This window comes from Streptomyces sp. DSM 118878, assembly GCF_052936595.1.
On sequence record NZ_CP193622.1, the window covers coordinates 7,161,236 to 7,185,750 of the forward strand.

Genomic DNA, 24,515 nt, shown 5'->3' on the forward strand with positions numbered 1-24,515 from the left:
CGGAAGTTACCGGCCGAAGGCTTTCCACCCCTGTCCGGGGTCCTCAGAGGAGTGACAAGAAACGGTGAGCGAGACCAAGCTGCGCGACTATCTCAAGCGCGCGACGGCCAGCCTGCACGAAACTCGTCAAGAGCTGAAGGAACTCAAGGACAGGGACCGGGAGCCCATCGCGATCGTCGGCATGGGGTGCCGATATCCCGGAGGGGTGGAGTCACCCGAAGACCTGTGGGAGCTGGTCGCCTCGGGCACCGACGCGGTCTCCACCTTCCCCGTGGACCGGGGATGGGACGAGGACCTGTACGACCCCGACCCGGAGAAGCCGGGCAAGAGCTACACGCGTGAGGGCGGGTTCCTGCACGACGCGAACGGCTTCGACGCCTCCTTCTTCGGTATGAGCCCGCGTGAGGCGCTGGCGACCGACCCGCAGCAGCGGCTGCTCCTTGAGACCTCGTGGGAAGCGCTCGAACGGGCGGGCATCGACCCGGCGTCCGCGCGCGGCAGCCGAACCGGCGTGTTCGTCGGCGTCATGTACAACGACTACGGCTCCCGCATCCAGGCCATCCCGGAGGGCCTCGAAGGCCACCTCGGCAACGGCAGCGCCGGGAGTATCGCCTCCGGCCGCATCTCCTACACCTTCGGCTTCGAAGGCCCCGCCGTGACCGTGGACACCGCATGCTCCTCGTCGCTCGTGGCGCTCCAACTGGCCGTCCAGGCGCTCCGCAAGGGCGACTGCTCGCTCGCGCTCGCCGGTGGCGTGGCCATGATGGCGACACCAGGGGTGTTCATCGAGTTCAGCCGGTTGCGCGGACTCGCCGTGGACGGACGCTGCAAGTCCTTCTCGAACGCCGCCGACGGCACCGGATGGTCCGAGGGCGCCGGTGTGCTGCTCCTTGAGCGGCTGTCCGACGCCCGGCGCAACGGGCACCAGGTGCTGGCCGTGGTACGGGGCGCCGCCGTGAACCAGGACGGGGCGAGCAGCCGGCTGACGGCGCCCAATGGCCCCTCGCAGCAGAGGGTGATCCGCGACGCGCTGCGCAACGCCGGCCTGTCCGCGGCCGATGTGGACGCGGTGGAGGCACACGGCACCGGAACACCGCTGGGTGACCCGATCGAGGCGCAGGCGCTGCTTGCCACCTACGGCAAGGAGCGCGCCGGAGCCGACCGGCCGTTGTGGCTGGGCTCGTTCAAGTCGAACGTGGGGCACACGCAGGCGGCCGCAGGCGTGGGTGGCGTCATCAAGATGGTGATGGCGATGCGGCACGGTGTGTTGCCCAAGACCCTGCATGTCGAGGAGCCGTCGGAGCATGTGGACTGGTCGGCGGGGGCGGTATCGCTGCTGACCGAGCAGACCCCGTGGCCGGAGACGGGTGAGCGGCGCAGGGCCGGTGTGTCCTCGTTCGGTGTGAGCGGGACGAACGCGCATGTGATCCTGGAGCAGGCGCCGGAGGCCGAGGCGGCCGACGACGCCGATGCCGAGGTCGCCGATGGTCCGGTGGCGTGGCTGGTGTCGGGCCGTAGCCAGGAGGGGCTGCGGGCGCAGGCCGGGCGGCTGCGGGAGTTCGTGGCCGAGCGCCCCGAGCTGAGCGCCGCCGACGTGGCGCGGTCGCTGGTCATGACCCGGTCGGTGCTTGAGCACCGCGCGGTGCTGGTGGGCCGGGACCGGGACGAGTTGCTGTCCGGCCTGGACGCCGTCACGGAGAAGTCCGCTGTTCCGGGCGTGGTGGTGGGCGAGAGCGCGCCTCCCGGTCGTTCGGTGTTCGTGTTCCCGGGTCAGGGGGCGCAGTGGCTGGGTATGGCGGTGGAGCTGCTTGAGTCCTCGCCGGTGTTCGCCGAGGCGATCGGCGAGTGTGAGACGGCTTTGTCGGCTCATGTGGACTGGTCGCTGACGGACGTACTGCGCGGCGGCGAGGGTGCTCCCGGTTTTGACCGGGTGGATGTGGTGCAGCCGGTGTTGTTCGCGGTGATGGTGTCGCTGGCGAAGCTGTGGCGTTCGGTGGGTGTCGAGCCGGACGCGGTGATGGGCCACAGCCAGGGTGAGATCGCTGCGGCGTGTGTGGCGGGTGCGCTGTCGCTGGAGGACGCCGCGAAGGTGGTCACCCTGCGGTCCCAGGCGATCGCGGCCGGTCTGGCCGGCCGCGGCGGCATGGTGTCGGTGGGGCTCCCGGTTGATCAGGCGCAGGAACGTATCGCCCGGTGGGGTGGTGTGATCTCGGTTGCGGCGGTCAACGGCCCGGGTTCGGTCGTGGTGTCGGGTGATCCGGGTGCGCTGGATGAGATGGTCGCGGAGCTGGAGGGCGAGGAGATTCGTGTCCGCCGGGTTCCGGTGGACTACGCGTCGCACTCCGCGCACGTGGAGTCCATTCGCGAGGAACTGCTGAGGGTCCTGGCGGACCTGAAGCCCCGCACCTCCGAGGTGCCGTTCTACTCGACGGTGTTCGGTGGGCTGGTGGATACGGCCGCTCTCGACGCGGAGTACTGGTACCGGAACCTGCGGCAGACGGTCGAGCTGGAGGCCACGACCCGCGTCCTGCTCGATGCCGGGCATGGTGTGTTCATCGAGGTGAGCCCGCATCCCGTACTCACGCTCCCTGTTCAGCAGACGGTGGAGGCCGTCGAGGCGCAGGCCGTGGTCGTCGGCACTCTGCGCCGCGACGAAGGCGGCCTGGAGCGGTTCCTGACCTCCGCCGCCGAGGTATTCGTGAACGGCGCCGAGGTGGACTGGGCCACCGTGTTGGAGGGCCGGGGCGGTCGGCAGATTGAGCTGCCGACGTACGCCTTCCAGCGGGAGCGCTTCTGGCTCGACGTTCCCGCGGGTGTGGGCGATGTGAGTTCCGTGGGGTTGGGTTCGCTGGGGCACCCGTTGTTGGGTGCGGTGGTGTCGTTGGCCAGCGGCGGCGGGGTGCTGCTGAATGGACGGTTGTCGTTGGCCACGCACGAGTGGCTGGCGGATCACGCCGTCCACGGCGTCGTGCTGCTGCCCGGGACGGCGTTTGTCGAGCTTGTGGGGCAGGCCGGGGACCAGGTCGGCTGTGGCCGGATTGAGGAACTCGTCATCGAGGCGCCGCTGATCCTGCCCGAGCGCGGTGGGGTGCGGATCCAGGTCGAGGCAGGGGAGGCGGACGCTTCCGGCTTCCGTGAGGTGAGCGTGTTCTCGCGGGAGGAGGCAGCGGGCCAGGACGTGCCATGGACGTGCCATGCCCGTGGTGTGCTCGCGCCGATGGCAACAGCCGACGCGGATTCCTTCGACTTCGGTGTGTGGCCGCCGGTGGGGGCTGAGTCGGTTGATGTGTCGGGTGAGTATGTGCGGGCTGCGGAGAACGGGCTGGAGTACGGGCCGGTTTTCCAGGGGTTGAGGCGTGCGTGGCGGCGTGATGGTGAGGTGTTCGCGGAGGTCGGGCTTCCGGAGGGTGAGCGGGAGCGGGCGGGCCGGTTTGGTCTGCATCCGGCGTTGTTCGACGCGGCGTTGCATGCGTTGGGGGTGAGTGAGGGCTTCGCGGGGGGTTCGGGGAGTCTGTTGCCGTTCTCCTGGCGTGGGTTTGCTCTGGATGCGGTGGGTGCGACGTCGCTGCGGGTGCGGCTGGCTCCGGTGAGTGTGGGGTCGGATGCGGTGTCGGTGCTGGTGGGGGACGAGTCGGGGCGCGGGGTGGCGTCGGTCGAGTCGCTGGTGTTGCGGCCGGTTGACGCGGATCAGCTGAACACTGCGGGTGGGGTGGCGCGGGATGCGCTGTTCCGGGTCGAGTGGGTGGATGCGCCCGCGGCTGTTGTGGGGGAGGTGGCGTCGCGGACTGAGGTCGTGCGGGTGGTCTCCGGTGGTTTTGATGTGGTGAGTGAGGTGTACGGGCGGGTCCTTGAGGTCCTGGAGCGGGTGCAGGCGTGGGTTGGGGGTGAGGATCTCGCGGGTGAGCGGCTGGTGGTGGTGACCCGGCGCGCTGTTGATGTGGGTGAGGGCGTGGTGGATCTGGCCGGGGCCGCGGTGTGGGGTCTGGTGCGGTCGGCGCAGTCGGAGAATCCTGGGCGTCTGGTGCTGTTGGACACCGATGACGTGGAGGGAGTCGACGGTGTTCTTCCCGGGGTGCTGGGCCTGGGGGAGGAGCAGGTGGTGGTGCGGTCGGGCGTGGTGCGGGTGCCGCGCCTGGGCCGGGTGCCGGCGCCGGATCTGTCGGAGTCGGGGGCGTTTGGTTCTGGCGCGGTGCTGGTGACGGGTGGCACGGGTGTGCTGGGTGGTTTGGTGGCCCGGCATTTGGTGGCGCGGCATGGGGTCACGAAGCTGGTGCTGCTGTCTCGTCGTGGTGGGGAGGCTGCGGGGGCGGGGGAGTTGCGGGCGGAGCTGGAGGCTGCGGGCGCCGAGGTGGTGATCGCGGCGTGTGACGCCGCGGACCGCGAGGCCCTGGCCGGGACGTTGTCCGGGCTGCCGGCGGGCTTCACGTTGAGCGGTGTGGTGCATGCGGCGGGTGTGCTGGATGACGGGTTGCTGACGTCGTTGACCCGTGAGCGGGTCGAGCCGGTGCTGCGGGCGAAGGTGGACGCGGCGTGGAACCTGCATGAGCTGACGGCCGGGCTGGACCTGTCGGCGTTCGTGCTGTTCTCCTCGGCGGCTGGTGTGCTGGGCGGTCCGGGCCAGGGAAGCTACGCGGCGGCGAATGTGTTCCTGGACGGTCTCGCCTCCTGGCGCCGGACGCAGGGGTTGCCGGGTGTGTCGATGGCGTGGGGCCTGTGGGCCGAGGCCAGCGGCATGACCGGACACCTCGGCGAGAGGGACCTGCGCCGAGTGTCGCGTTCCGGCCTGGTGCCACTGACCACGGACGAAGGGCTTGAGCTGTTCGACGCGGCTCTGGTCGCGGATGAGATCGTGCCGGTTTCGGTGCGGCTGGACATCCCGGCGCTGCGTGCGCAGGGCGCCGAACTCCCCGCCGTCTTCCGTGGCGTCGTGCCCACCGTGACCGCGCGCCGTGTCGTACGAGCGGAGCAGGACGAGAGCCTTCCCGGTGAACTGCGCCGGCGCCTCGCGGGCCTGCCGCAGACATCGCAGGATCAGATGTTGCTGGAGCTGGTCCGCGTGCAGACCGCGGCCGCCCTCGGACACGCCACTGCCGAGACCGTCAACACACGACGGCCGTTCAAGGAGCTCGGCTTCGACTCGCTGATGGGGGTCGATCTCAGGAATCGGCTCACCGCGGAGACCGGTCTGCGGCTGCCCGCCACGCTGGTTTTCGACTATCCGACCCCGATGGCACTCGTCGGCCACATCCGTGACGAAATCCTGGGCGGAGACAGTGCTGCCTCGTCGGCGGGCGCGGCGGCGATGGTCGCGCCGGGCACGCCGGTGGACAGCGACCCCATCGTGATCGTGAGCATGAGCTGCCGCTTCCCGGGCGGGGTGCGGACCCCCGAAGAGCTGTGGCAGTTGGTCATGGCGGGCACGGACGCGATGTCCGAGTTCCCCTCCGACCGCGGGTGGGACCTTGAGGGCCTGTACGACCCGGACCCCGACCGGGAGGGCACGTACTACGCCCAGAACGGTGGGTTCCTCTACGACGCGCACCAATTCGACCCCGCCTTCTTCGACATGAGTCCGCGCGAGGCGCTGGCGACCGACCCGCAGCAGCGGCTGCTCCTTGAGACCTCATGGGAGGCGTTCGAGCGGGCCGGTATCGACCCCACGACCAAGCGGGGCAGCCGGTCCGGTGTGTTCGTGGGCGTGATGTACAACGACTACGGCACCCGGCTGCGGCAGGTCCCCGAGGGCTTCGAGGGGTCTCTCGGCAGCGGAAGCGCCGGCAGCGTGGCATCCGGTCGTATCTCGTACACGCTCGGTCTTGAGGGACCCGCGGTGACGGTCGACACGGCGTGCTCGTCGTCGCTGGTCGCGCTGCATCTGGCCGCGCAGGCGCTGCGTCAGGGCGAATGCGATCTGGCGCTCGCCGGCGGCGTCTCGGTGATGTCGTCGCCCGGTGCGTTCGTGGAGTTCAGCAGGCAGCGTGGACTTGCCGCCGACGGCCGCTGCAAGCCGTTCGCGGACGCCGCGGACGGCACGGGCTGGTCAGAGGGGGTGGGCATGCTGCTCGTGGAGCGGCTGTCCGACGCCCGGCGCAACGGCCACCCCGTACTGGCGGTCGTGCGTGGTTCGGCGGTCAACCAGGACGGCGCCAGCAATGGTCTGACGGCGCCGAACGGGCCGTCCCAGCAGCGGGTGATCCGGCAGGCCCTCGCCAACGCCGGAGTGTCGGCCGCCGACATCCAGGTGGTCGAGGCACACGGCACCGGTACGACGCTGGGTGACCCCATCGAGGCGCAGGCGCTGCTTGCCACGTACGGCCAGGAGCGGCCGGAGGGCCGCCCGCTGCTGCTGGGCGCGCTGAAGTCGAACATCGGCCACACCCAGGCCGCGTCCGGACTCGCCGGTGTCATCAAGATGGTGATGGCGATGCGGCACGGCGTACTGCCGAAGACGCTGCATGTGGACGAGCCCTCACGGCAGGTGGACTGGTCGGCGGGTGAGGTGCGGTTGCTGACGGAGCCCACCGAGTGGCCTGAGACCGGGCAGCCGCGCCGGGCCGGTGTCTCCGCCTTCGGTGTGAGCGGCACCAACGCGCACACCATCATCGAGCAGGCCCCGCCGGTCGGCGAGGATGCGTCCGAGGCCGAGGAGATTCCGGCTTCCGACGCGGACAGTGGCGTGGTCACGTGGCTGTTGTCGGCTCGTGGCGCGGACGCGCTGCGGGCCCAGGCGGCGCGGCTGAGGGCGTTCCTGCTGGAGCGGGTCGAGACGAGCGCGCTGGACGTCGGCCACTCGCTGGTGGCGACGCGGTCGATGTTCGAGCACCGTGCGGTGGTGTCGGGCGCGAGCCGTGCGGAACTCCTCGCCGGTCTTGAGGCCGTCGCATCCGGAGAGGTCGCCCCGGGACTGGTTCAGGGCGTCGCGAACGCGCCCGGTCTGCGGGCGTTCCTGTTCTCGGGGCAGGGCGCGCAACGCTTGGGTATGGGCCGGGAGTTGTACGAGACGTTCCCGGTGTTCGCCCAGGCTCTGGACGAGGTGTGCGCGCATCTGGATGTCGTACTGGACCGTCCGCTGAAGGACGTGATGTTCGCGGCGGAAGGCGGCGTGGATGCCGAGCTGCTGAATCGGACGGCGTTCACGCAGCCCGCGTTGTTCGCCGTCGAGGTGGCGTTGTTCCGGCTGCTTGAGCACTGGGGTGTCACCCCGGATGTGGTGATGGGTCACTCCATCGGTGAGATCGCTGCCGCGCATGTGGCGGGGGTGTTCTCGCTTCAGGACGCGTGTGCGCTGGTCGCGGCGCGTGGCCGGTTGATGCAGGCGCTGCCGGAGGGCGGCGCGATGGTGGCGGTGCAGGCGTCGGAGGAGGAGATCGCCGGATCGCTCGCCGGTCGTGAGGCCGAGGTGAGCATTGCGGCCGTCAACGGCCCGACCGCCGTGGTGATCGCGGGTGACGAGGCCGCCGTACTGGAGATTGTCGGCCAGTGGTCGGAGCAGGGCCGTAAGACCCGTCGCCTGCGGGTCAGCCACGCCTTCCACTCGCCCCGCATGGACGCGATGCTCGGCGACTTCCGCAAGGTCGTCGAGGGGCTGTCGTTCGCCCCGCCGACCCTCGCGCTGGTCTCCAATGTGACCGGTGAGCCGGCGGGCACGGACGATGTGTGCTCGGCGGAGTACTGGGTGCGCCATGTGCGGCAGGCGGTGCGGTTCGCGGACGGGGTGCGGGCGCTGGAGAAGCTCGGGGTGACCTCGTTCCTGGAGGTCGGTCCCGACGGTGTGCTCACCGCGATGACGCAGGACTGCCTGGGGGCGGACGCCGGTTCGGCCTCGGTCGTGGCAGCCGTTCTGCGCAAGGACCGTCCGGAGGTGCTGGCGCTGACGACGGCGCTGGCCGAACTCCATGTGCACGGTGTCGAGGTGGGCTGGGAGCAGGTCTTCGCCGGGCGCGGTGCGCGGACGGTGGAGCTGCCGACGTACGCCTTCCAGCGTCGGCGTTACTGGCTGGAGGACGCGGAGGCTTCGGCCGGCTCCGTGCCGGGTGGTTCCGCCGCGGTGGACAGCGTGGACGCGCGGTTCTGGGACGCGGTGGAGCGTGAGGACTTGGAGACGCTGGCGGAGGCGCTGGACGTCGACGGGAGCGGCTCGCTGGGCGAGTTGCTGCCCGCGCTGTCCTCGTACCGCCGTCAGCAGCGTGAGCGGACCACGGTCGATGGCTGGCGTTACCGGGTCTCCTGGAAGCCGCTCCCGGAGGCGGAGGCGGGGTCGCTGTCCGGTGCGTGGCTGCTGGTGGTGCCCGCCGGGCACGCGGACAGTGAGCTCACCGAGACGATTTCCCAAGGGCTCGAAAAGGCCGGTGCCCGTGTCGTACCGGTGGCGGTGGACGCGGGCGCGGACCGCGACGTGCTCGCCCGGGCACTGCTGGCCGCGGTCGACGGCGAATCCGATGTCAGGGTGCTGTCGTTGCTCGCGTTGGACGAGGAGCCGATGGCCGGGCAACCGGTGGCCGCTGGACTCGCGCTGACTCTGTGGCTGATGCAGACCGTGGCAGGGCTGGGTGTCCGCGCTCGGCTGTGGTGTGCCTCGCGGGGCGCGGTGTCGGTGGGCCGTTCCGACCGGCTCGCGAGCGCCACCCAGGCGCAGGTGTGGGGCCTCGGCGGAGTCGTGGCGCTTGAGCACCCGCAGACCTGGGGCGGGCTCGTCGACCTGCCCGAGACGCTCGACGAGCGCGCCGTATCGCGGCTGGCCGGGGTGCTGGCGGGCGGTGACGGTGAGGACCAGGTCGCGGTGCGCGCTTCGGGCGTGTTCGCCAAGCGGTTGGTGCGGGCTTCCGTGGGTGAGGCCGCGGGTGTTGATGGGTGGCGTTCGGGCGGTTCGGTGCTGGTGACCGGTGGTACGGGTGCGCTGGGGGGCCATGTGGCTCGTTGGCTGGCTCGTACGGGTGCTGAGCATTTGGTGCTGACGAGTCGTCGTGGGTTGGAGGCCGGGGGTGCCGCTGAGCTGAAGGCGGAGCTGGAGGGCCTGGGTGCTTCGGTGACGGTGGCGGCGTGTGATGCGGCGGACCGTGAGGCGCTGGCGGCGGTGCTGGAGGCGATTCCGGAGGAGTTGCCGCTTACTGCGGTGGTGCATACGGCGGGTGTGCTGGATGACGGTGTGGTGGATGCCCTGACGGTGGAGCGTGCGGCTGGGGTGTTGCGTCCGAAGGTGGATGCGGCGCGGAATCTGCATGAGCTGACGGCGGGGATGGATCTGTCGGCGTTCGTGTTGTTCTCCTCGGCGGCGGGCACGTTGGGTGGCCCGGGCCAGGGAAGCTACGCGGCGGGTAATGCCTATCTTGACGCGCTGGCGTTGCAGCGGCGCGCGGACGGCCTTCCCGCGACCTCCATCGCCTGGGGCGCCTGGGCCGGGAGCGGTATGGCGGTCGACGGGGAGCTCGAAGAGCAGATGAGGCGGGGCGGCATGGCCCCGATGAACCCGGATCTGGCCATCTCCGCGCTTCAGCGTGCTCTGGACCTGGACGAAACCTTCCTCCTCGTGGCCGATGCCGCATGGGAGCGGCTCGCGGGCGAGCTGGGAGCGGCCAGGACGACAGCGTTGCTGAGCGAGCTGATGGAGACGCAGCGGCCGACGGCATCGCTGACGCATTCCGAACCGGCGGCGACCGAGTCGGCGGCGGCCGAGCTGCGCACAAGTCTGGAGGCGCTGCCCCCGGCGAAGCGTCAACGCCAGTTGCGCAAGCTGGTGCGTCAGCACGTCGCCGCGGTCCTGGTGCACACGACCCCGGACGCCATCGAGAACGACCGGTCGTTCACAGAGCTCGGGTTCGACTCACTGACGGCTGTTCAGCTACGCAACCGGCTGGGCGTGATCACCGGCCTGGAGCTGTCGACCACGCTGGCATTCGACTACCCGAACCTCGTCGCCCTGGCCGAGCACCTGGAAGCGGGCATGTTCCCGCAAGGTGGTGGGCCCGAGCGGAACGGCTCGGAAGAGGACCGGATACGCGAGGCGTTGGTTTCCATTCCGCTCGCGCGTTTCCGTGAAGCCGGACTCATGGACACCCTGCTCGAACTCGCTCAGATATCGGAGAGCGGTTCTGAGTCGGCGCCGCAAGAAGAACTGAGTAGCGCGGTCGACACGATGGATGTCGATGACCTGGTCCAGAGGGCTCTGGGCGGCTGACCTTTGATGTTGTTGGAAGTGTGGAGCTACTGATGGCTACGTCCTCCGAAAAAGTTGTCGAAGCGCTGCGCGCTTCCCTGCGGGAAAACGACCACCTCAAGCTACAGAACCAGCGTCTGGTCGCGGCCTCGAAAGAGCCCATCGCCATCGTCGGTATGAGCTGTCGTTTCCCCGGAGGCGTGCGCACCCCCGAGCAGCTCTGGCAACTCGTCGCGGATGGCGTCGATGCCATCTCCGAGTTCCCGACCGATCGCGGTTGGGAGAACGAGACGCTGTACCACCCCGACCCGGACAACCCGGGGACGAGTTACACCCGTGAGGGCGGCTTCCTCTACGACGCCGACGAGTTCGACCCGCAGTTCTTCGGGATGTCTCCGCGTGAGGCGCTGGCGACCGATCCACAGCAGAGGCTGCTCCTTGAAGCCTCGTGGGAGGCGTTCGAGCGGACCGGTATCGACCCCGTCTCCCTGCGCAACAGGCCGGTCGGGGTCTTCGTCGGCACGAGTGGCCTGGACTACGCGACCCATCTCTACGAGGTGGGAGGCGAACTGGAGGGCTACCTGACGGGCAGTGCGGCCAGCGTGGTGTCGGGCCGTATCTCCTACACCTTCGGCCTCGAAGGGCCCGCGGTGACGGTGGACACGGCATGCTCGTCGTCGCTCGTCGCGCTGCACCTCGCGGTGCAGGCACTGCGCCAGGGCGAGTGCGACATGGCGCTCGCCGGTGGTGTGTCGGTCATGTCGTCGCCCGGATCGTTCATCGAGTTCAGCCGGCAGCGCGGACTGGCGGTCGATGGCCGGTGCAAGCCGTTCGCGGAGGGCGCGGACGGCACGGGGTGGTCCGAGGGTGTGGGCCTGCTCCTTGTGGAGCGGCTGTCGGACGCGCGGAAGAACGGCCATCCGGTGCTGGCGATCGTGCGCGGCTCGGCGGTCAACCAGGACGGTGCGTCCAACGGCCTCACGGCGCCCAACGGCCCGTCCCAGCAGCGAGTCATCCGCCAGGCACTGGCCAGCGCGGGACTGTCGGCCACCGAGGTGGACGCGGTCGAGGCGCACGGTACGGGTACGTCGCTGGGTGACCCGATCGAGGCGCAGGCGCTCCTTGCCGCCTACGGTCAGGGGCGTTCCGAGGAGCAGCCGCTGTGGCTGGGCGCCATCAAGTCGAACATCGGGCACACTCAGGCGGCGGCCGGTGTCGCGGGCATCATCAAGATGGTGATGGCGATGCGCGAGGGCGTGTTGCCGAAGATCCTTCATGTGGACGAGCCCTCACGGCAGGTGGACTGGTCTGCGGGTGAGGTGCGGCTGCTGACGGAGGCCACCGAGTGGCCGGAGACCGGCCGTCCGCGCCGGGCGGGTATCTCCTCGTTCGGGCTCAGTGGGACCAACGCCCACACCATCATCGAGCAGGCCCCGGAGACCGACCTCGGTGAACGACAGGAGGAAACCGTCCCCCAGGCCGACGCGGCGAAGCAGCCCGCCGTCCTGCCGTGGCTGGTGTCCGGAAAGAGCGCGGAGGCGCTGAGCGCCCAGGCGGGCCAGCTCCATGCCCACATGGTTGCCCATCCGGAGTTGTCGCCGGTCGATATGGCGTTTTCCCTGGCCACGACCCGTTCGGTTTTCGAGCACCGCGCGGCCGTGATCACCAAGGACCGTGAGAGCCTCCTCCGCGATCTGGAGGCTCTGGCCAACGGCGAGAACGCGGCTCAGGTCGTCCAGGGTGTGGCACGGAACGAGGACACCCTCGCGTTCCTGTTCTCCGGGCAGGGTGCGCAACGCCACGGCATGGGCCGGGAGTTGTACGAGGAGTTCCCGGTGTTCGCCCGCGCCCTGGATGAGGTGTGCGCGCACCTGGACGTCGTACTGGACCGTCCGCTGAAGGCTGTGATGTTCGCGGCCGAGGGCAGTCCCCACGCTGAACTGCTGAATCAGACGGCGTTCACGCAGCCCGCGCTGTTCGCCGTCGAGGTGGCGTTGTTCCGGCTCCTTGAGCACTGGGGTGTCACCCCGGATGTGGTGATGGGTCACTCCATCGGTGAGATCGCCGCCGCCCACGTGGCCGGGGTGTTCTCGCTGAAGGACGCGTGCGCGCTGGTCGCGGCGCGTGGCCGGCTGATGCAGGCGCTGCCGGAGGGCGGCGCGATGGTGGCGGTGCAGGCGTCGGAGGAGGAGATCGCCGGATCGCTCGCCGGTCGTGAGGCCGAGGTGAGCATCGCGGCCGTCAATGGCCCGACGGCCGTGGTGATCGCCGGGGACGAGGCCGCCGTACTGGAGATCGCAGGCCAGTGGTCGGAGCAGGGCCGCAAGACCCGCCGCCTGCGGGTCAGCCACGCCTTCCACTCGCCCCGCATGGACGCCATGCTGGACGACTTCCGGCGTGTCGTGGAAGCCCTGTCGTTCGCCTCGCCCTCCATCGATCTCGTCTCCAACGTCACCGGCAAGGTGGCGGACGCGGAAGTGTGCTCGCCGGAGTACTGGGTGCGCCATGTCCGGGAGGCGGTGCGGTTCGCGGACGGTGTGCGGACGCTCGACGCGCAGGGCGTGACCACCTTCCTGGAGGTGGGCCCCGACGGTGTGCTCTCGGCGATGGCGCAGGACTGCCTGGCAGAACGGGTCGAGTCCGGCTCGGCGCCCGTGGTCGTGCCGGTGCTGCGCAAGGACCGCTCGGAGACCGTCGCCCTGACCACGACGCTGGCTCGGCTGCATGTTCATGGCTCCGTCGTCGACTGGCGGCCGGCGTTCGACGGTCTCGAAGCTCGCAGGGTCGACCTGCCGACATACCCGTTCCAGCGTCAGCGCTACTGGATCGAGAAGTCCGCCGACGGGCTCGGTGTTGATGCCGGCATCCGGGACGAGGTGGACGCGTGGTTCTGGCGGGCCGTGGAGCGCGAGGATCTCGAAGCGCTCGCCAAGACGCTCGACTTCGATGATGAAGCGACGCTGGGCGCGGTTCTGCCCGCGCTTTCGGCGTACCGGCGCAGCAGCCGTGACCAGTCGACCATTGATGGTTGGCGCTATCGGGTGGCGTGGAAGCCGGTCGGGGATGTGGCCGGTGGGGCGTTGTCGGGGACGTGGCTGGTGGTGGTTCCGGCATCGTGTGCCGAGGACGAGTTGGTGACGGAGGCCGTCGCCGGGCTCCGTCGTCACGGCGCCGATGTGGTGTCGCTGGTGGCGGACGAGCACGACCTCGACGCCGAGGCGCTGGGCCAGCGGCTGCGTGCGGCGGTCGCCGACGCGCCTGCTGTGGGTGGTGTGTTGTCGCTGCTCGCCCTGGACGAGGAGCCTTGCTCCGGGCATCCCGAGCTGCCCAGCGGTCTCGCCCTGACGCTGACGTTGGTGCAGGCCATGGCGGACACGGGCTTCGAGGCCTCGCTGTGGTGTGGTACGCGGGGTGCGGTGTCGGTGGGCCGTTCGGATCGGCTTGCGGGCGCTGTGCAGTCGCAGGTGTGGGGTTTGGGCCGGGTGGCCGCGTTGGAGCACTCGGCGTTGTGGGGTGGTCTGGTTGATCTGCCCGAGGTGCTGGATGAGCGTGCGGTCGCGCGGCTGACGGGTGTGCTGTCCGGCGGGGCCGGTGAGGGCGGCGAGGACCAGGTCGCGGTGCGCGGCTCTGGTGTGTTCGTACGTCGTCTGGCCCGGTCGGCGGCGCCTGTCGCTGATGCGACGCCGTGGCGGGTGCGTGGCACGGTGTTGGTGACCGGCGGTACGGGTGCGCTGGGTGGCCGGGTGGCCCGCTGGCTGGTGGGCAACGGTGCCGAGCATCTGGTGCTGACCAGCCGTCGTGGTCTTGAGGCGCCGGGTGCTGAGGCGTTGCGGGATGAGCTGGTGGCCCTGGGCGCCGGGGTGACCGTGGCGGCGTGTGATGTGTCTGATCGTGAGCAGTTGGCCGGTGTGCTGGAGGCGGTTCCGGAGGAGTTTCCGCTGAGGGCTGTTTTCCATGCGGCGGGTGTGGAGCAGGCGGCGGAGCTTGCGGGCATGGGGCTGGCGGATGCGGCGGCTGTGGTGTCGGGCAAGGCGACGGGTGCCGGGCATCTGGACGCGTTGCTGGGCGATCGTGAGCTGGACGCGTTTGTGGTGTTCTCTTCGATCGCCGGTGTGTGGGGCAGTGGTGGACAGGCTGCCTATGGTGCGGCCAACGCCTATCTGGACGCGTTGGTGGAGGACCGTCGGGGTCGGGGTCTTGCCGGTACGGCTGTGGCTTGGGGGCCGTGGGCGGAAAGCGGTATGGCCGCTTCGGACCGGATGGAAGAGGAGCTCGGCCGTCGTGGCCTGGCGGTCATTCCTCCGACGCTGGCGCTTGCGGCGTTGCAGGGAGCGGTCGCGGGTGATGACGGTGTGGTGACGGTCGCCGACGTGGACTGGGAGCGGTTCGCCCCCTTGTTCACTTTGGAGCGGCCGAGCCCGTTGCTCGGTGACCTGCCCGAGGTCCGGAAGGCACTCGACGCCGCGAACTCGTCCGGCCAGGCAGGCGACGCATCGACGGGGCTGCGGCAGCGTCTGGCGGGGCTGACCGAGGCCGAGATCGACCGGGCCCTGCTCGACCTCGTGCGCGGCCAGGCCGCGGCGGTGCTCGGTTTCGCGGGTGCCGAGGTGGTTGAGCCGGGGCGGGCGTTCAAGGAGCTGGGCTTCGACTCGCTCACCGCGGTGGAGTTCCGTAACCGGTTGAACGCGGAGACGGGGCTGGTGCTGCCGGCCACGTTGGTCTTCGACTACCCGAGTGCCGCGGTGCTGGCCGACCATCTGCGTGCCGAGGTGCTGGGTACGCAGGGGGCGGTGGCTGCGCCTTCGGCGCTGGTGGCCTCGGTCGATGACGACCCGATCGCGATCGTCGGGATGAGCTGCCGCTTCCCGGGCGGCGTCGGAAGCCCCGAGGACCTGTGGCGGCTCGTGGCCGGTGGTGGTGACGCCATCTCCGACTTCCCGTCCAACCGCGGCTGGGACGTGGAGGGCATGTACGACCCGGACCCCGAGCGTCTGGGTACGTTCTACGCACGTGAAGGTGGTTTCCTGCACAACGGAGGCGAGTTCGATGCCGCCTTCTTCGGGATCTCGCCGCGTGAGGCGCTCGCCATGGACCCGCAGCAGCGGCTGCTCCTTGAGACGTCCTGGGAGGCGTTCGAGCGGGCCGGTATCGCTCCCACCTCCGTACGTGGCCGCCAGATCGGCGTGTTCGTCGGAGCCGCGACCTCGGGCTACGGAGTCGGGCACGACGGCGCGGCCGGGGAGCTCGAAGGGCAGATCCTGACCGGCAACGCGACCTCGGTCGTCTCCGGTCGTATCTCCTACACGCTGGGCCTTGAGGGCCCGGCGCTGACGGTGGACACGGCGTGCTCCTCGTCGCTGGTCGCCCTGCACCAGGCCGCGCAGGCGCTGCGCCAGGGCGAGTGCGAGATGGCGCTCGCCGGTGGTGTGACGGTGATGGCCACGCCCGGCGCCTTCGTGGAGTTCAGCCGGCAGCGTGGGCTGGCCCCCGATGGCCGCTGCAAGCCGTTCGCGGACGCCGCGGACGGTACGGGCTGGTCCGAGGGCGTGGGCCTGCTCCTTGTGGAGCGGCTGTCGGATGCCGAGCGCAACGGCCACGAGGTGCTGGCGATCGTACGGGGCTCGGCGGTCAACCAGGACGGTGCGTCCAACGGCCTTACGGCGCCCAACGGGCCGTCGCAGCAGCGGGTGATCCGGCAGGCGCTCGCCAACGCCGGAGTGTCGGCGGCCGATGTGGACGTGGTGGAGGCGCACGGTACCGGTACGACGCTGGGTGACCCGATCGAGGCGCAGGCACTCCTTGCCACGTACGGCCAGGAGCGGCCGGAGGGTCTTCCGCTGTGGCTGGGATCGCTGAAGTCGAACATCGGCCACACGCAGGCCGCGGCCGGTGTGGGCGGAATCATCAAGATGGTGATGGCGATGCGGCACGGTGTGCTGCCGCAGTCGCTGCATGTGGATGAGCCGTCGAGCCAGGTGGACTGGTCGGCGGGTGAGGTGCGGCTGCTGGCCGAGACGGTGGAGTGGCCCGAGACCGGGCATCCGCGCAGGGCCGGTGTCTCCGCCTTCGGCGTGAGCGGCACCAACGCCCACACCATCATCGAGCAGGCCCCGCCGGTCGAGCACGAGGCGGAACCCGCCCCGGCGGCCCCGGTCGAGGATCACGGCATCGTGCCCTGGGCGCTTTCCGCCAGGAGCGCGGAGGCTCTGCGCGCCCAGGCCGAGCGGCTGCGGTCGCATCTGGTCGAGCGTGCCGAGCTGGGCGCGCTGGATGTGGGCCACTCGCTGGTGGCGACCCGCGCGGTGCATGAACACCGCGCGGTGATCGTGGGTGTCGACCGTGCGGAGTTGTTGCGCGGCGTCGAGGCTGTCGCGACCGGTGAAGTGGCCCCGGGAGCGGTTCAGGGCGTCGCGAACGCGTCGGGTGTGATGGCGTTCTTGTTCTCGGGTCAGGGTGCGCAGCGGCTCGGCATGGGCCGGGAGCTGTACGAGGCGTTCCCGGTGTTCGCCCGCGCCCTGGATGAGGTGTGCGCGCACCTGGACGTCGTACTGGACCGTCCGCTGAAGGCTGTGATGTTCGCGGCCGAGGGCAGTCCCGACGCTGAACTGCTGGACCGGACGGCTTTCACGCAGCCCGCGCTGTTCGCCGTCGAGGTGGCGTTGTTCCGGTTGCTTGAGCACTGGGGTGTCACCCCGGATGTGGTGATGGGTCACTCCATCGGTGAGATCGCTGCCGCGCATGTGGCGGGGGTGTTCTCGCTTCAGGACGCGTGCACGCTGGTGGCTGCCCGTGGCCGGCTGATGCAGGCGCTGCCGGAGGGCGGCGCCATGGTCGCCATCGAGGCGTCCGGGGAAGAGATCGCGGGGGCGCTCGCCGGTCGTGAGGCCGAGGTGAGTGTTGCCGCCGTAAACGGCCCGACCGCCGTCGTCATCGCGGGCGACGAGGCCGCCGTACTGGAGATCGCAGGCCAGTGGTCGGAGCAGGGCCGCAAGACCCGCCGCCTGCGGGTCAGCCACGCCTTCCACTCGCCGCGTATGGACGCGATGCTCGCCGACTTCCGCAAGGTCGTCGAGGGGCTGTCGTTCGCCCCACCGACCATCGCGCTGGTGTCGAACGTGACCGGTGAGGCGGCGAGCAGCGATGATGTGTGCTTGCCGGAGTACTGGGTGCGGCATGTGCGCGAGGCCGTGCGGTTCGCGGATGGCGTGCGGGCGCTTGAGAAGCTGGGCGTGACCCGGTTCGTCGAGGTCGGCCCCGACGGTGTGCTGTCCGCCATGGCGCGCGACTGCCTGGGGGCGGACGCCGGTTCGGCCCCGGTCGTGGCACCCGTTCTGCGCAAGGACCGCCCGGAGGCGCAGGCGCTGACGACGGCGCTGGCGGAACTCCATGTGCACGGTGTCGAGGTGGGCTGGGAGCAGGTCTTCGCCGGGCGCGGTGCGCGGACGGTGGAGCTGCCGACGTACGCCTTCCAGCACCAGCGCTTCTGGCTGGAGGACCGTGCGCAGGCTTCGAGCGGTTCCGCCGCGGACTCGGTGGACGCGCGGTTCTGGGACGCGGTGGAGCGCGAGGACCTGGAGACACTGGCAAAGGCGCTGGACGTCGACGGCGGTGGCTCGCTCGGCGAGTTGCTGCCCGCGCTGTCCTCCTACCGCCGTCAGCAGCGCGACCGGGCCACGGTCGACGGCTGGCGCTACCGGGTCTCCTGGAAGCCGGTCGCGGAGGCGGCGGGGACGCTGTCGGGTGCGTGGCTGCTGGCCGTGCCCGCCGGGCTCGCGGACAGCGAGCTGGCCGTCACGATCACGCAGGGACTGGAGAAGTACGGCGCTCGCGTCGTACCGGTGCCGGTCGACGGCGACATGGACCGCGATGGGCTCGCCGAGGTGCTGCTCCGTGTGCTCGGCGATGCGTCCGACGCGAATGTGCTGTCGTTGCTCGCGCTGGACGAGGAGCCGTGTGCCGCGGAGCCGGTGGTCACCGCCGGACTCGCGCTGACGCTGCGGCTGGTGCAGGCCGCGGCCGGGCTGGACGTGGGCCTTCGGCTGTGGTGTGCCTCGCGGGGCGCGGTGTCGGTGGGTCGTTCCGACCGGCTCGTGAGCACCGCGCAGGCGCAGATGTGGGGCCTCGGCCGGGTGGCGGCGCTGGAGCATCCGCAGATCTGGGGCGGGCTCGTCGATCTGCCCGAGACGCTGGACGAGCGCGCCGTGGCGCGGCTGGCCGGTGTGCTGTCCACGGAGGACGGCGAGGACGGCGAGGACGAGACGGCGATCCGGGGCTCTGGTGTGTTCGGCCGGCGGCTGGTGCGTACGGCGTCGATGGGCGGCGAGGCATGGCGGCCGAGCGGCTCGGTGCTGATCACCGGCGGTACGGGTGCGCTGGGCGCGCATGTGGCGCGCTGGGCGGTGCGTGAGGGTGCCGAGCATGTGGTGCTGACCAGCCGTCGTGGACTCGCGGCGGAGGGCGCCTCCGAGCTGAGGGCGGAGCTGGAAGGGCTCGGCGCCGCCGTGTCGGTGGTGACCTGTGACGCCTCCGACAGGGACGCGCTGGTCGAGGTGCTCGCGGGGATTCCCGAGCGCTTCCCGCTGCGTGGTGTGGTGCACGCGGCCGGTGTGCTGGATGACGGCGTCCTGGACGGACTGACCGTCGAACAGCTCGCCGGGGTGCTGCGGGCGAAGGTCGAGGGCGCGCGGCTGCTGCATGAGCTGACGGCCGACCTGGAACTGGACGCGTTCGTACTGTTCTCGTCGTTCGCCGGTGTGGTGGGCGGCGCCGGACAGGGCGCCTACGCGGCGGCGAACGCGTACCTGGACGCGCTGGCCGTGATGCGCCGTGGCGCCGGTCTTGCCGGTACGGCGGTGGCCTGGGGACCGTGGGCCGAATCCGGAATGGCCGCGAGCGGCCGCGCGGGGGAGCGGGTACGCGGTGGCGCGGTGTCCGCGATGGCCCCGGCGCTGGCGGTGGACGCGCTGAGCTGGGCCGTCGGCCAAGACGAGGCGTCGCTCGTCGTCGCGGACGTCGACTGGGAGCGCCTGGCCCCGTCGCTGGCCGCCGCGCATGGCGGCACTCTCGTCAGCGGCATCCCCGAGGCGCACAAGCACCTGGCCACGGACGACGGCGGCACCGGTACGGAGGCGGCCACCTTCGCCGGGAAGCTCGCCGGACTGTCGGCGGCCGAACGCCACGAGGCCGTGCTGGAGCTGGTCCGCGGCCACGCGGCCTCCGTGCTCGGCCACAGCTCGGCGGACTCGATCGAGCCCGGCCGCGCCTTCCGCGACCTCGGATTCGACTCCCTCACGGCGGTCGAGCTGCGCAACCGGCTGGACCTCGCGACCGGCCTGCGCCTCCCGGCGACGCTCGTCTTCGACTACCCGACCGCCGCCGAACTGGCCGACCACCTGGACGCCGAGGCGTTCGGCACGGCCCAGCCGGCCCTCGACACCGCCCAGCCGAACGCGGTGGCCGTGGACCACGACCCCATCGCGATCGTGGCGATGAGCTGCCACTTCCCCGGCGACGTCCACACACCGGAAGACCTGTGGCGGCTGGTGGCCGAAGGCGCCGACGCCATCTCCGAGTTCCCCGCCGACCGCGGTTGGGACCTCGACGGGCTGTACGACCCCGACCCCGAGCGGCTCGGTACGTCCTACGCCCGCGAGGGCGGCTTCCTCTACGACGCCCCGCGATTCGACGCCAGGTTCTTCGGGATCTCCCCGCGTGAGGCGCTGGCCATGGACCCGCAGCAGCGGCTGCTGCTCGAGACCTCGTGGGAGGCGTTCGAGCGCGCCGGTATCGCTCCCGAGTCGCTGAGAGGCGCCCGGGCGGGTGTGTTCGTCGGGACGAACGGCCAGGACTACGCCGGATTGTGGGTGGACTCCCAGGGCGACCTCGAAGGCCACTTGGGCACGGGCAGCGCCGCCAGCGTGGTGTCGGGCCGTATCTCCTACACCTTCGGCCTCGAAGGGCCCGCGGTGACAGTGGACACGGCGTGTTCGTCGTCGCTGGTGGCACTCCACATGGCCATGCAGGCGCTGCGCCAGGGCGAGTGCGACCTGGCCCTTGCCGGTGGTGTGTCGGTCATGTCGACACCCGGCGCCTTCGTGGAGTTCAGCAGGCAGCGCGGGCTGGCGGTCGATGGCCGGTGCAAGCCGTTCGCGGACGCCGCGGACGGTACGGGCTGGTCAGAGGGTGTGGGCCTGCTCCTCGTGGAGCGGCTGTCGGACGCGCGGAAGAACGGCCACCCGGTGCTGGCGATCGTACGGGGCTCGGCGGTCAACCAGGACGGTGCGTCCAACGGCCTTACGGCGCCCAACGGTCCCTCGCAGCAGCGGGTGATCCGTCAGGCGCTGGCGAGTGCCCGTCTGTCGGCCACCGAGGTGGACGCGGTCGAGGCGCACGGCACAGGTACCACGCTGGGTGACCCGATCGAGGCGCAGGCACTCCTTGCCACCTACGGCCAGGGGCGGCCCGAGGAGCAGCCGCTGTGGCTGGGGGCCATCAAGTCGAACATCGGGCACACTCAGGCGGCGGCCGGTGTCGCCGGCATCATCAAGATGGTGATGGCGATGCGTGAGGGCGTGTTGCCGAAGATCCTGCATGTGGATGAGCCGTCGAGCCAGGTGGACTGGTCGGCGGGTGAGGTGCGGCTGCTGACGGAGGCCACCGCATGGCCGGAGACCGGCCGTCCGCGCCGGGCGGGTATCTCCTCGTTCGGGCTGAGCGGGACCAACGCCCACACCATCATCGAGCAGGCGCCGGAGACCGGGCAGCCCTCGGCTTCGGACGCCGTGGCCCCCGCTGCCACTCCGGTTTCCGCTTCCGCGACCGTCGAGTCGTCGGCAGTGGTGCCGTGGCTGGTCTCGGCCAAGAGCCAGGAGGCATTGCGGGCACAGGCCGGGCGGCTCGCCGCGCATGTGGCGGCCCGGGGCGACCTCGGTGTGCTGGATGTGGGGTATTCGCTGGCGGCCAGGTCGGTGTTCGAGCACCGTGCCGTGCTGGTCGGCGAGGACCGGGAAACCCTTCTGCGTGGTCTTGAGGCCGTGGCCGGGAGCGGAATCGCTTCCGGTGTGGTCCAGGGGCAGGCGTTGTCGGGCGGTAAGACGGCGTTCATGTTCTCGGGGCAGGGTGCACAACGTCTGGGTATGGGCCGAGAGTTGTACGAGGCATACCCGGTGTTCGCCCGCGCCCTGGACGAGGTGTGCGCGCACCTGGATGTCGTACTGGACCGTCCGCTGAAGGATGTGATGTTCGCTACGGAGGGCGGCGAGGATGCCGAGCTGCTGGACCGGACGGGGTTCACGCAGCCCGCGTTGTTCGCCGTCGAGGTGGCGTTGTTCCGGCTCCTTGAGCACTGGGGTGTCACCCCGGATGTGGTGATGGGTCACTCCATCGGTGAGATCGCCGCCGCACATGTGGCGGGGGTGTTCTCGCTCCAGGACGCGTGCACGCTGGTGGCCGCCCGCGGCCGGTTGATGCAGGCCCTGCCGGAGGGCGGCGCGATGGTCGCCATCCAGGCATCTGAGGAGGAGATCGCCGCCTCGTTCGCCGGCCGTGAGCACGAGGTGAGCATCGCGGCGGTCAACGGACCGACGGCCGTGGTGATCGCCGGGCACACGCAAGCGGTCCAGGAGGTGGCGGACACCTGGACGGCGAAGGGGAGAAAGACTAGGTGTTTGCGGGTCTCACATGCGTTTCACTCTTATCTCATGGACAGTATGTTGGAGGAGTTCGACCGAGTCGTCCGTGAGGTCTCTTTTGCACCGCCGACCACGGCGCTGGTCTCCAATGTCACTGGCAGGCTGGTCTCGGAGGGGGAGACGTGTTCTCCGGACTATTGGGTCCGGCATGTGCGTGAGGCAGTTCGGTTCGCGGATGGGGTTCGTTCGCTTGAGGCGTTGGGCGTGACAAGGTTCTTGGAAGTCGGTCCGGACGGTGTGCTCACCGCCATGGCCCAGGACTGCCTCGCGGCAAACGCCGAGGACACCTCGGCGGCGGTCCTGGTACCAGTGCTGCGTAAAGAACGATCCGAAGCAGGGGCTTTGATGACGGCGCTTGCCGAACTGCATGCACACGGTGCCACGGTGGGCTGGGAGTCGATATTCGCCGGACAGGGCGCCGGCAAGGTGGAGCTGCCCACATACGCGTTTCAGCGTGAACGGTTCTGGCCCGAGGTGTCCGCGTCCGGCGGTGGCCGGAATTCCGGTTCGACGGCCGCGGACTCGGTGGACGCGCGCTTCTGGGAAGCGGTCGAGCGCGAGGATCTCGAAGCGCTCGCCGAGGCGCTCGATGTCGATCGCAATGCGCCGCTGAGCACGGTCATGCCCGCGCTGTCCGCATATCACCGGAGCAACCGCGAGCAATCCACGATTGACGGTTGGCGTTATCGGGTGTCGTGGAAGCCGGTCGGGGATGTGGCCGGTGGGGCGTTGTCGGGGACGTGGCTGGTGGTGGTTCCGGCATCGTGTGCCGAGGACGAGTTGGTGACGGAGGCCGTCGCCGGGCTCCGTCGTCACGGCGCTGATGTGGTGTCGCTGGTGGCGGACGAGCGTGACCTCGATGCCGAGGCGCTGGGGCAGCGGCTGCGTGCGGCGGTCGCCGACGCGCCTGCTGTGGGTGGTGTGTTGTCGCTGCTCGCCCTGGACGAGGAGCCTTGCTCCGGGCATCCCGAGCTGCCGAGCGGTCTCGCCCTGACGCTGACGTTGGTGCAGGCCATGGCGGACACGGGCTTCGAGGCCTCGCTGTGGTGCGGTACGCGGGGTGCGGTGTCGGTGGGGCGTTCGGATCGGCTTGCGGGCGCTGTGCAGGCGCAGGTGTGGGGTTTGGGCCGGGTGGCCGCGTTGGAGCACTCGGCGTTGTGGGGTGGTCTGGTTGATCTGCCCGAGGTGCTGGATGAGCGTGCGGTCGCGCGGCTGACGGGTGTGCTGTCCGGCGGTGCCGGTGAGGGCGGCGAGGACCAGGTCGCGGTGCGTGGCTCTGGTGTGTTCGTACGTCGTCTGGCCCGGTCGGCTGCGCCTGTCGCCGATGTGGCGCCGTGGCGGGTGCGTGGCACGGTGTTGGTGACCGGTGGTACGGGTGCGCTGGGTGGCCGGGTGGCCCGCTGGCTGGTGGGCAACGGTGCCGAGCATCTGGTGCTGACCAGCCGTCGTGGTCTTGAGGCGCCGGGTGCTGAGGCGTTGCGGGATGAGCTGGTGGCCCTGGGTGCCGGGGTGACGGTGGCGGCCTGTGATGTGTCTGATCGTGAGGCGCTGGCCGGTGTGCTGGAGGCGGTTCCGGAGGAGTTTCCGCTGAGGGCTGTTTTCCATGCGGCGGGTGTGGAGCAGGCGGCGGAGCTTGCGGGTATGGGGCTGGCGGATGCGGCGGCTGTGGTGTCGGGCAAGGCGACGGGTGCCGGGCATCTGGACGCGTTGCTGGGTGATCGTGAGCTGGACGCGTTCGTGGTGTTCTCTTCGATCGCGGGTGTGTGGGGCAGTGGTGGTCAGGCTGCTTATGGTGCGGCCAACGCTTATCTGGACGCGTTGGTGGAGGACCGTCGGGGTCGGGGTCTTGCCGGTACGGCTGTGGCTTGGGGGCCGTGGGCGGAAAGCGGTATGGCGGCCGGCGACGGCGGCGACCAGTTGGCCCGTCGTGGTCTGTCCGCGATGGCGCCCGGTCTGGCTCTTGCGGCGTTGCAGGGAGCGGTCGCGGGTGATGACGGTGTGGTGACGGTCGCCGACGTGGACTGGGAGCGGTTCGCGCCCGCGTTCACGATGGGGCGGCCCAGTCCGCTCCTCGGCGAACTGCCCGAGGTCATAACGGCCCTGGAGCAGGCCCGTGCCGCCGAGGAAAGCCACGCCGAGGGCGGATCGGCACTGCGGGAAAGGCTCCTCGCGCTGGCTCCGGGCGAGCGGCAGCGCGCCGTGCTCGACCTGGTGCGCGGTCACGCGGCGGCGGTTCTCGGATTCGCCGGTATGGAAGGCGTGGAATCCGACCGGGCCTTCAAGGATTTGGGATTCGACTCGCTCACCGCGGTAGAATTCCGAAACCGGCTGAACTCGGACACCGGGCTGCGGCTGCCCACCACACTGGTCTTCGACTACCCCAATGCAAAGGCCTTGGCCGAGCATGTAGGAACGGGTGTCCTGCCCGACGAAGGGGTATCCGCCAATCCGCTGATCGCGGATCTGGAAAAACTTGAGGCATCACTTTCCACGGCTGAGCCGGACGATGCCGGGCGAATGGCCATCGCGGCTCGACTCCAAGTGCTCCTCGCCAGATTGAATGGCGACGAGGGCGGAGCGAAGGACGCCGAGAGCATTACGCAGCGGCTTGACGGGGCTTCCGACGACGATCTCTTCGATTTCATCGAGAACGAGCTCAGCTAAAACGTGGG

2 protein-coding genes are annotated in these 24,515 nt (G+C 70.2%); both read left to right on the forward strand.

The features are described 5' to 3' along the window. Nucleotides 1-64 precede the first annotated feature (64 nt). Nucleotides 65-10,174, forward strand: coding sequence for a type I polyketide synthase (locus tag ACRAKF_RS31425; RefSeq protein WP_447041065.1), 10,110 nt, complete (start codon nt 65-67; stop codon nt 10,172-10,174). A 32-nt stretch (nt 10,175-10,206) separates the two neighbouring features. Continuing rightward, the gene (locus ACRAKF_RS31430; protein WP_447041067.1) at nt 10,207-24,507 is read left to right on the forward strand and encodes a type I polyketide synthase; all 14,301 of its coding nucleotides are present in this window, start codon (nt 10,207-10,209) and stop codon (nt 24,505-24,507) included. The last annotated feature ends 8 nt before the right edge of the window (nt 24,508-24,515 follow it).

What these genes read in the sequence shown, in the direction of transcription:
- ACRAKF_RS31430 (WP_447041067.1), top strand. Translation starts at nt 10,207, where the DNA reads ATGGCTACGTCCTCCGAAAAAGTTGTCGAAGCGCTGCGCGCTTCCCTG.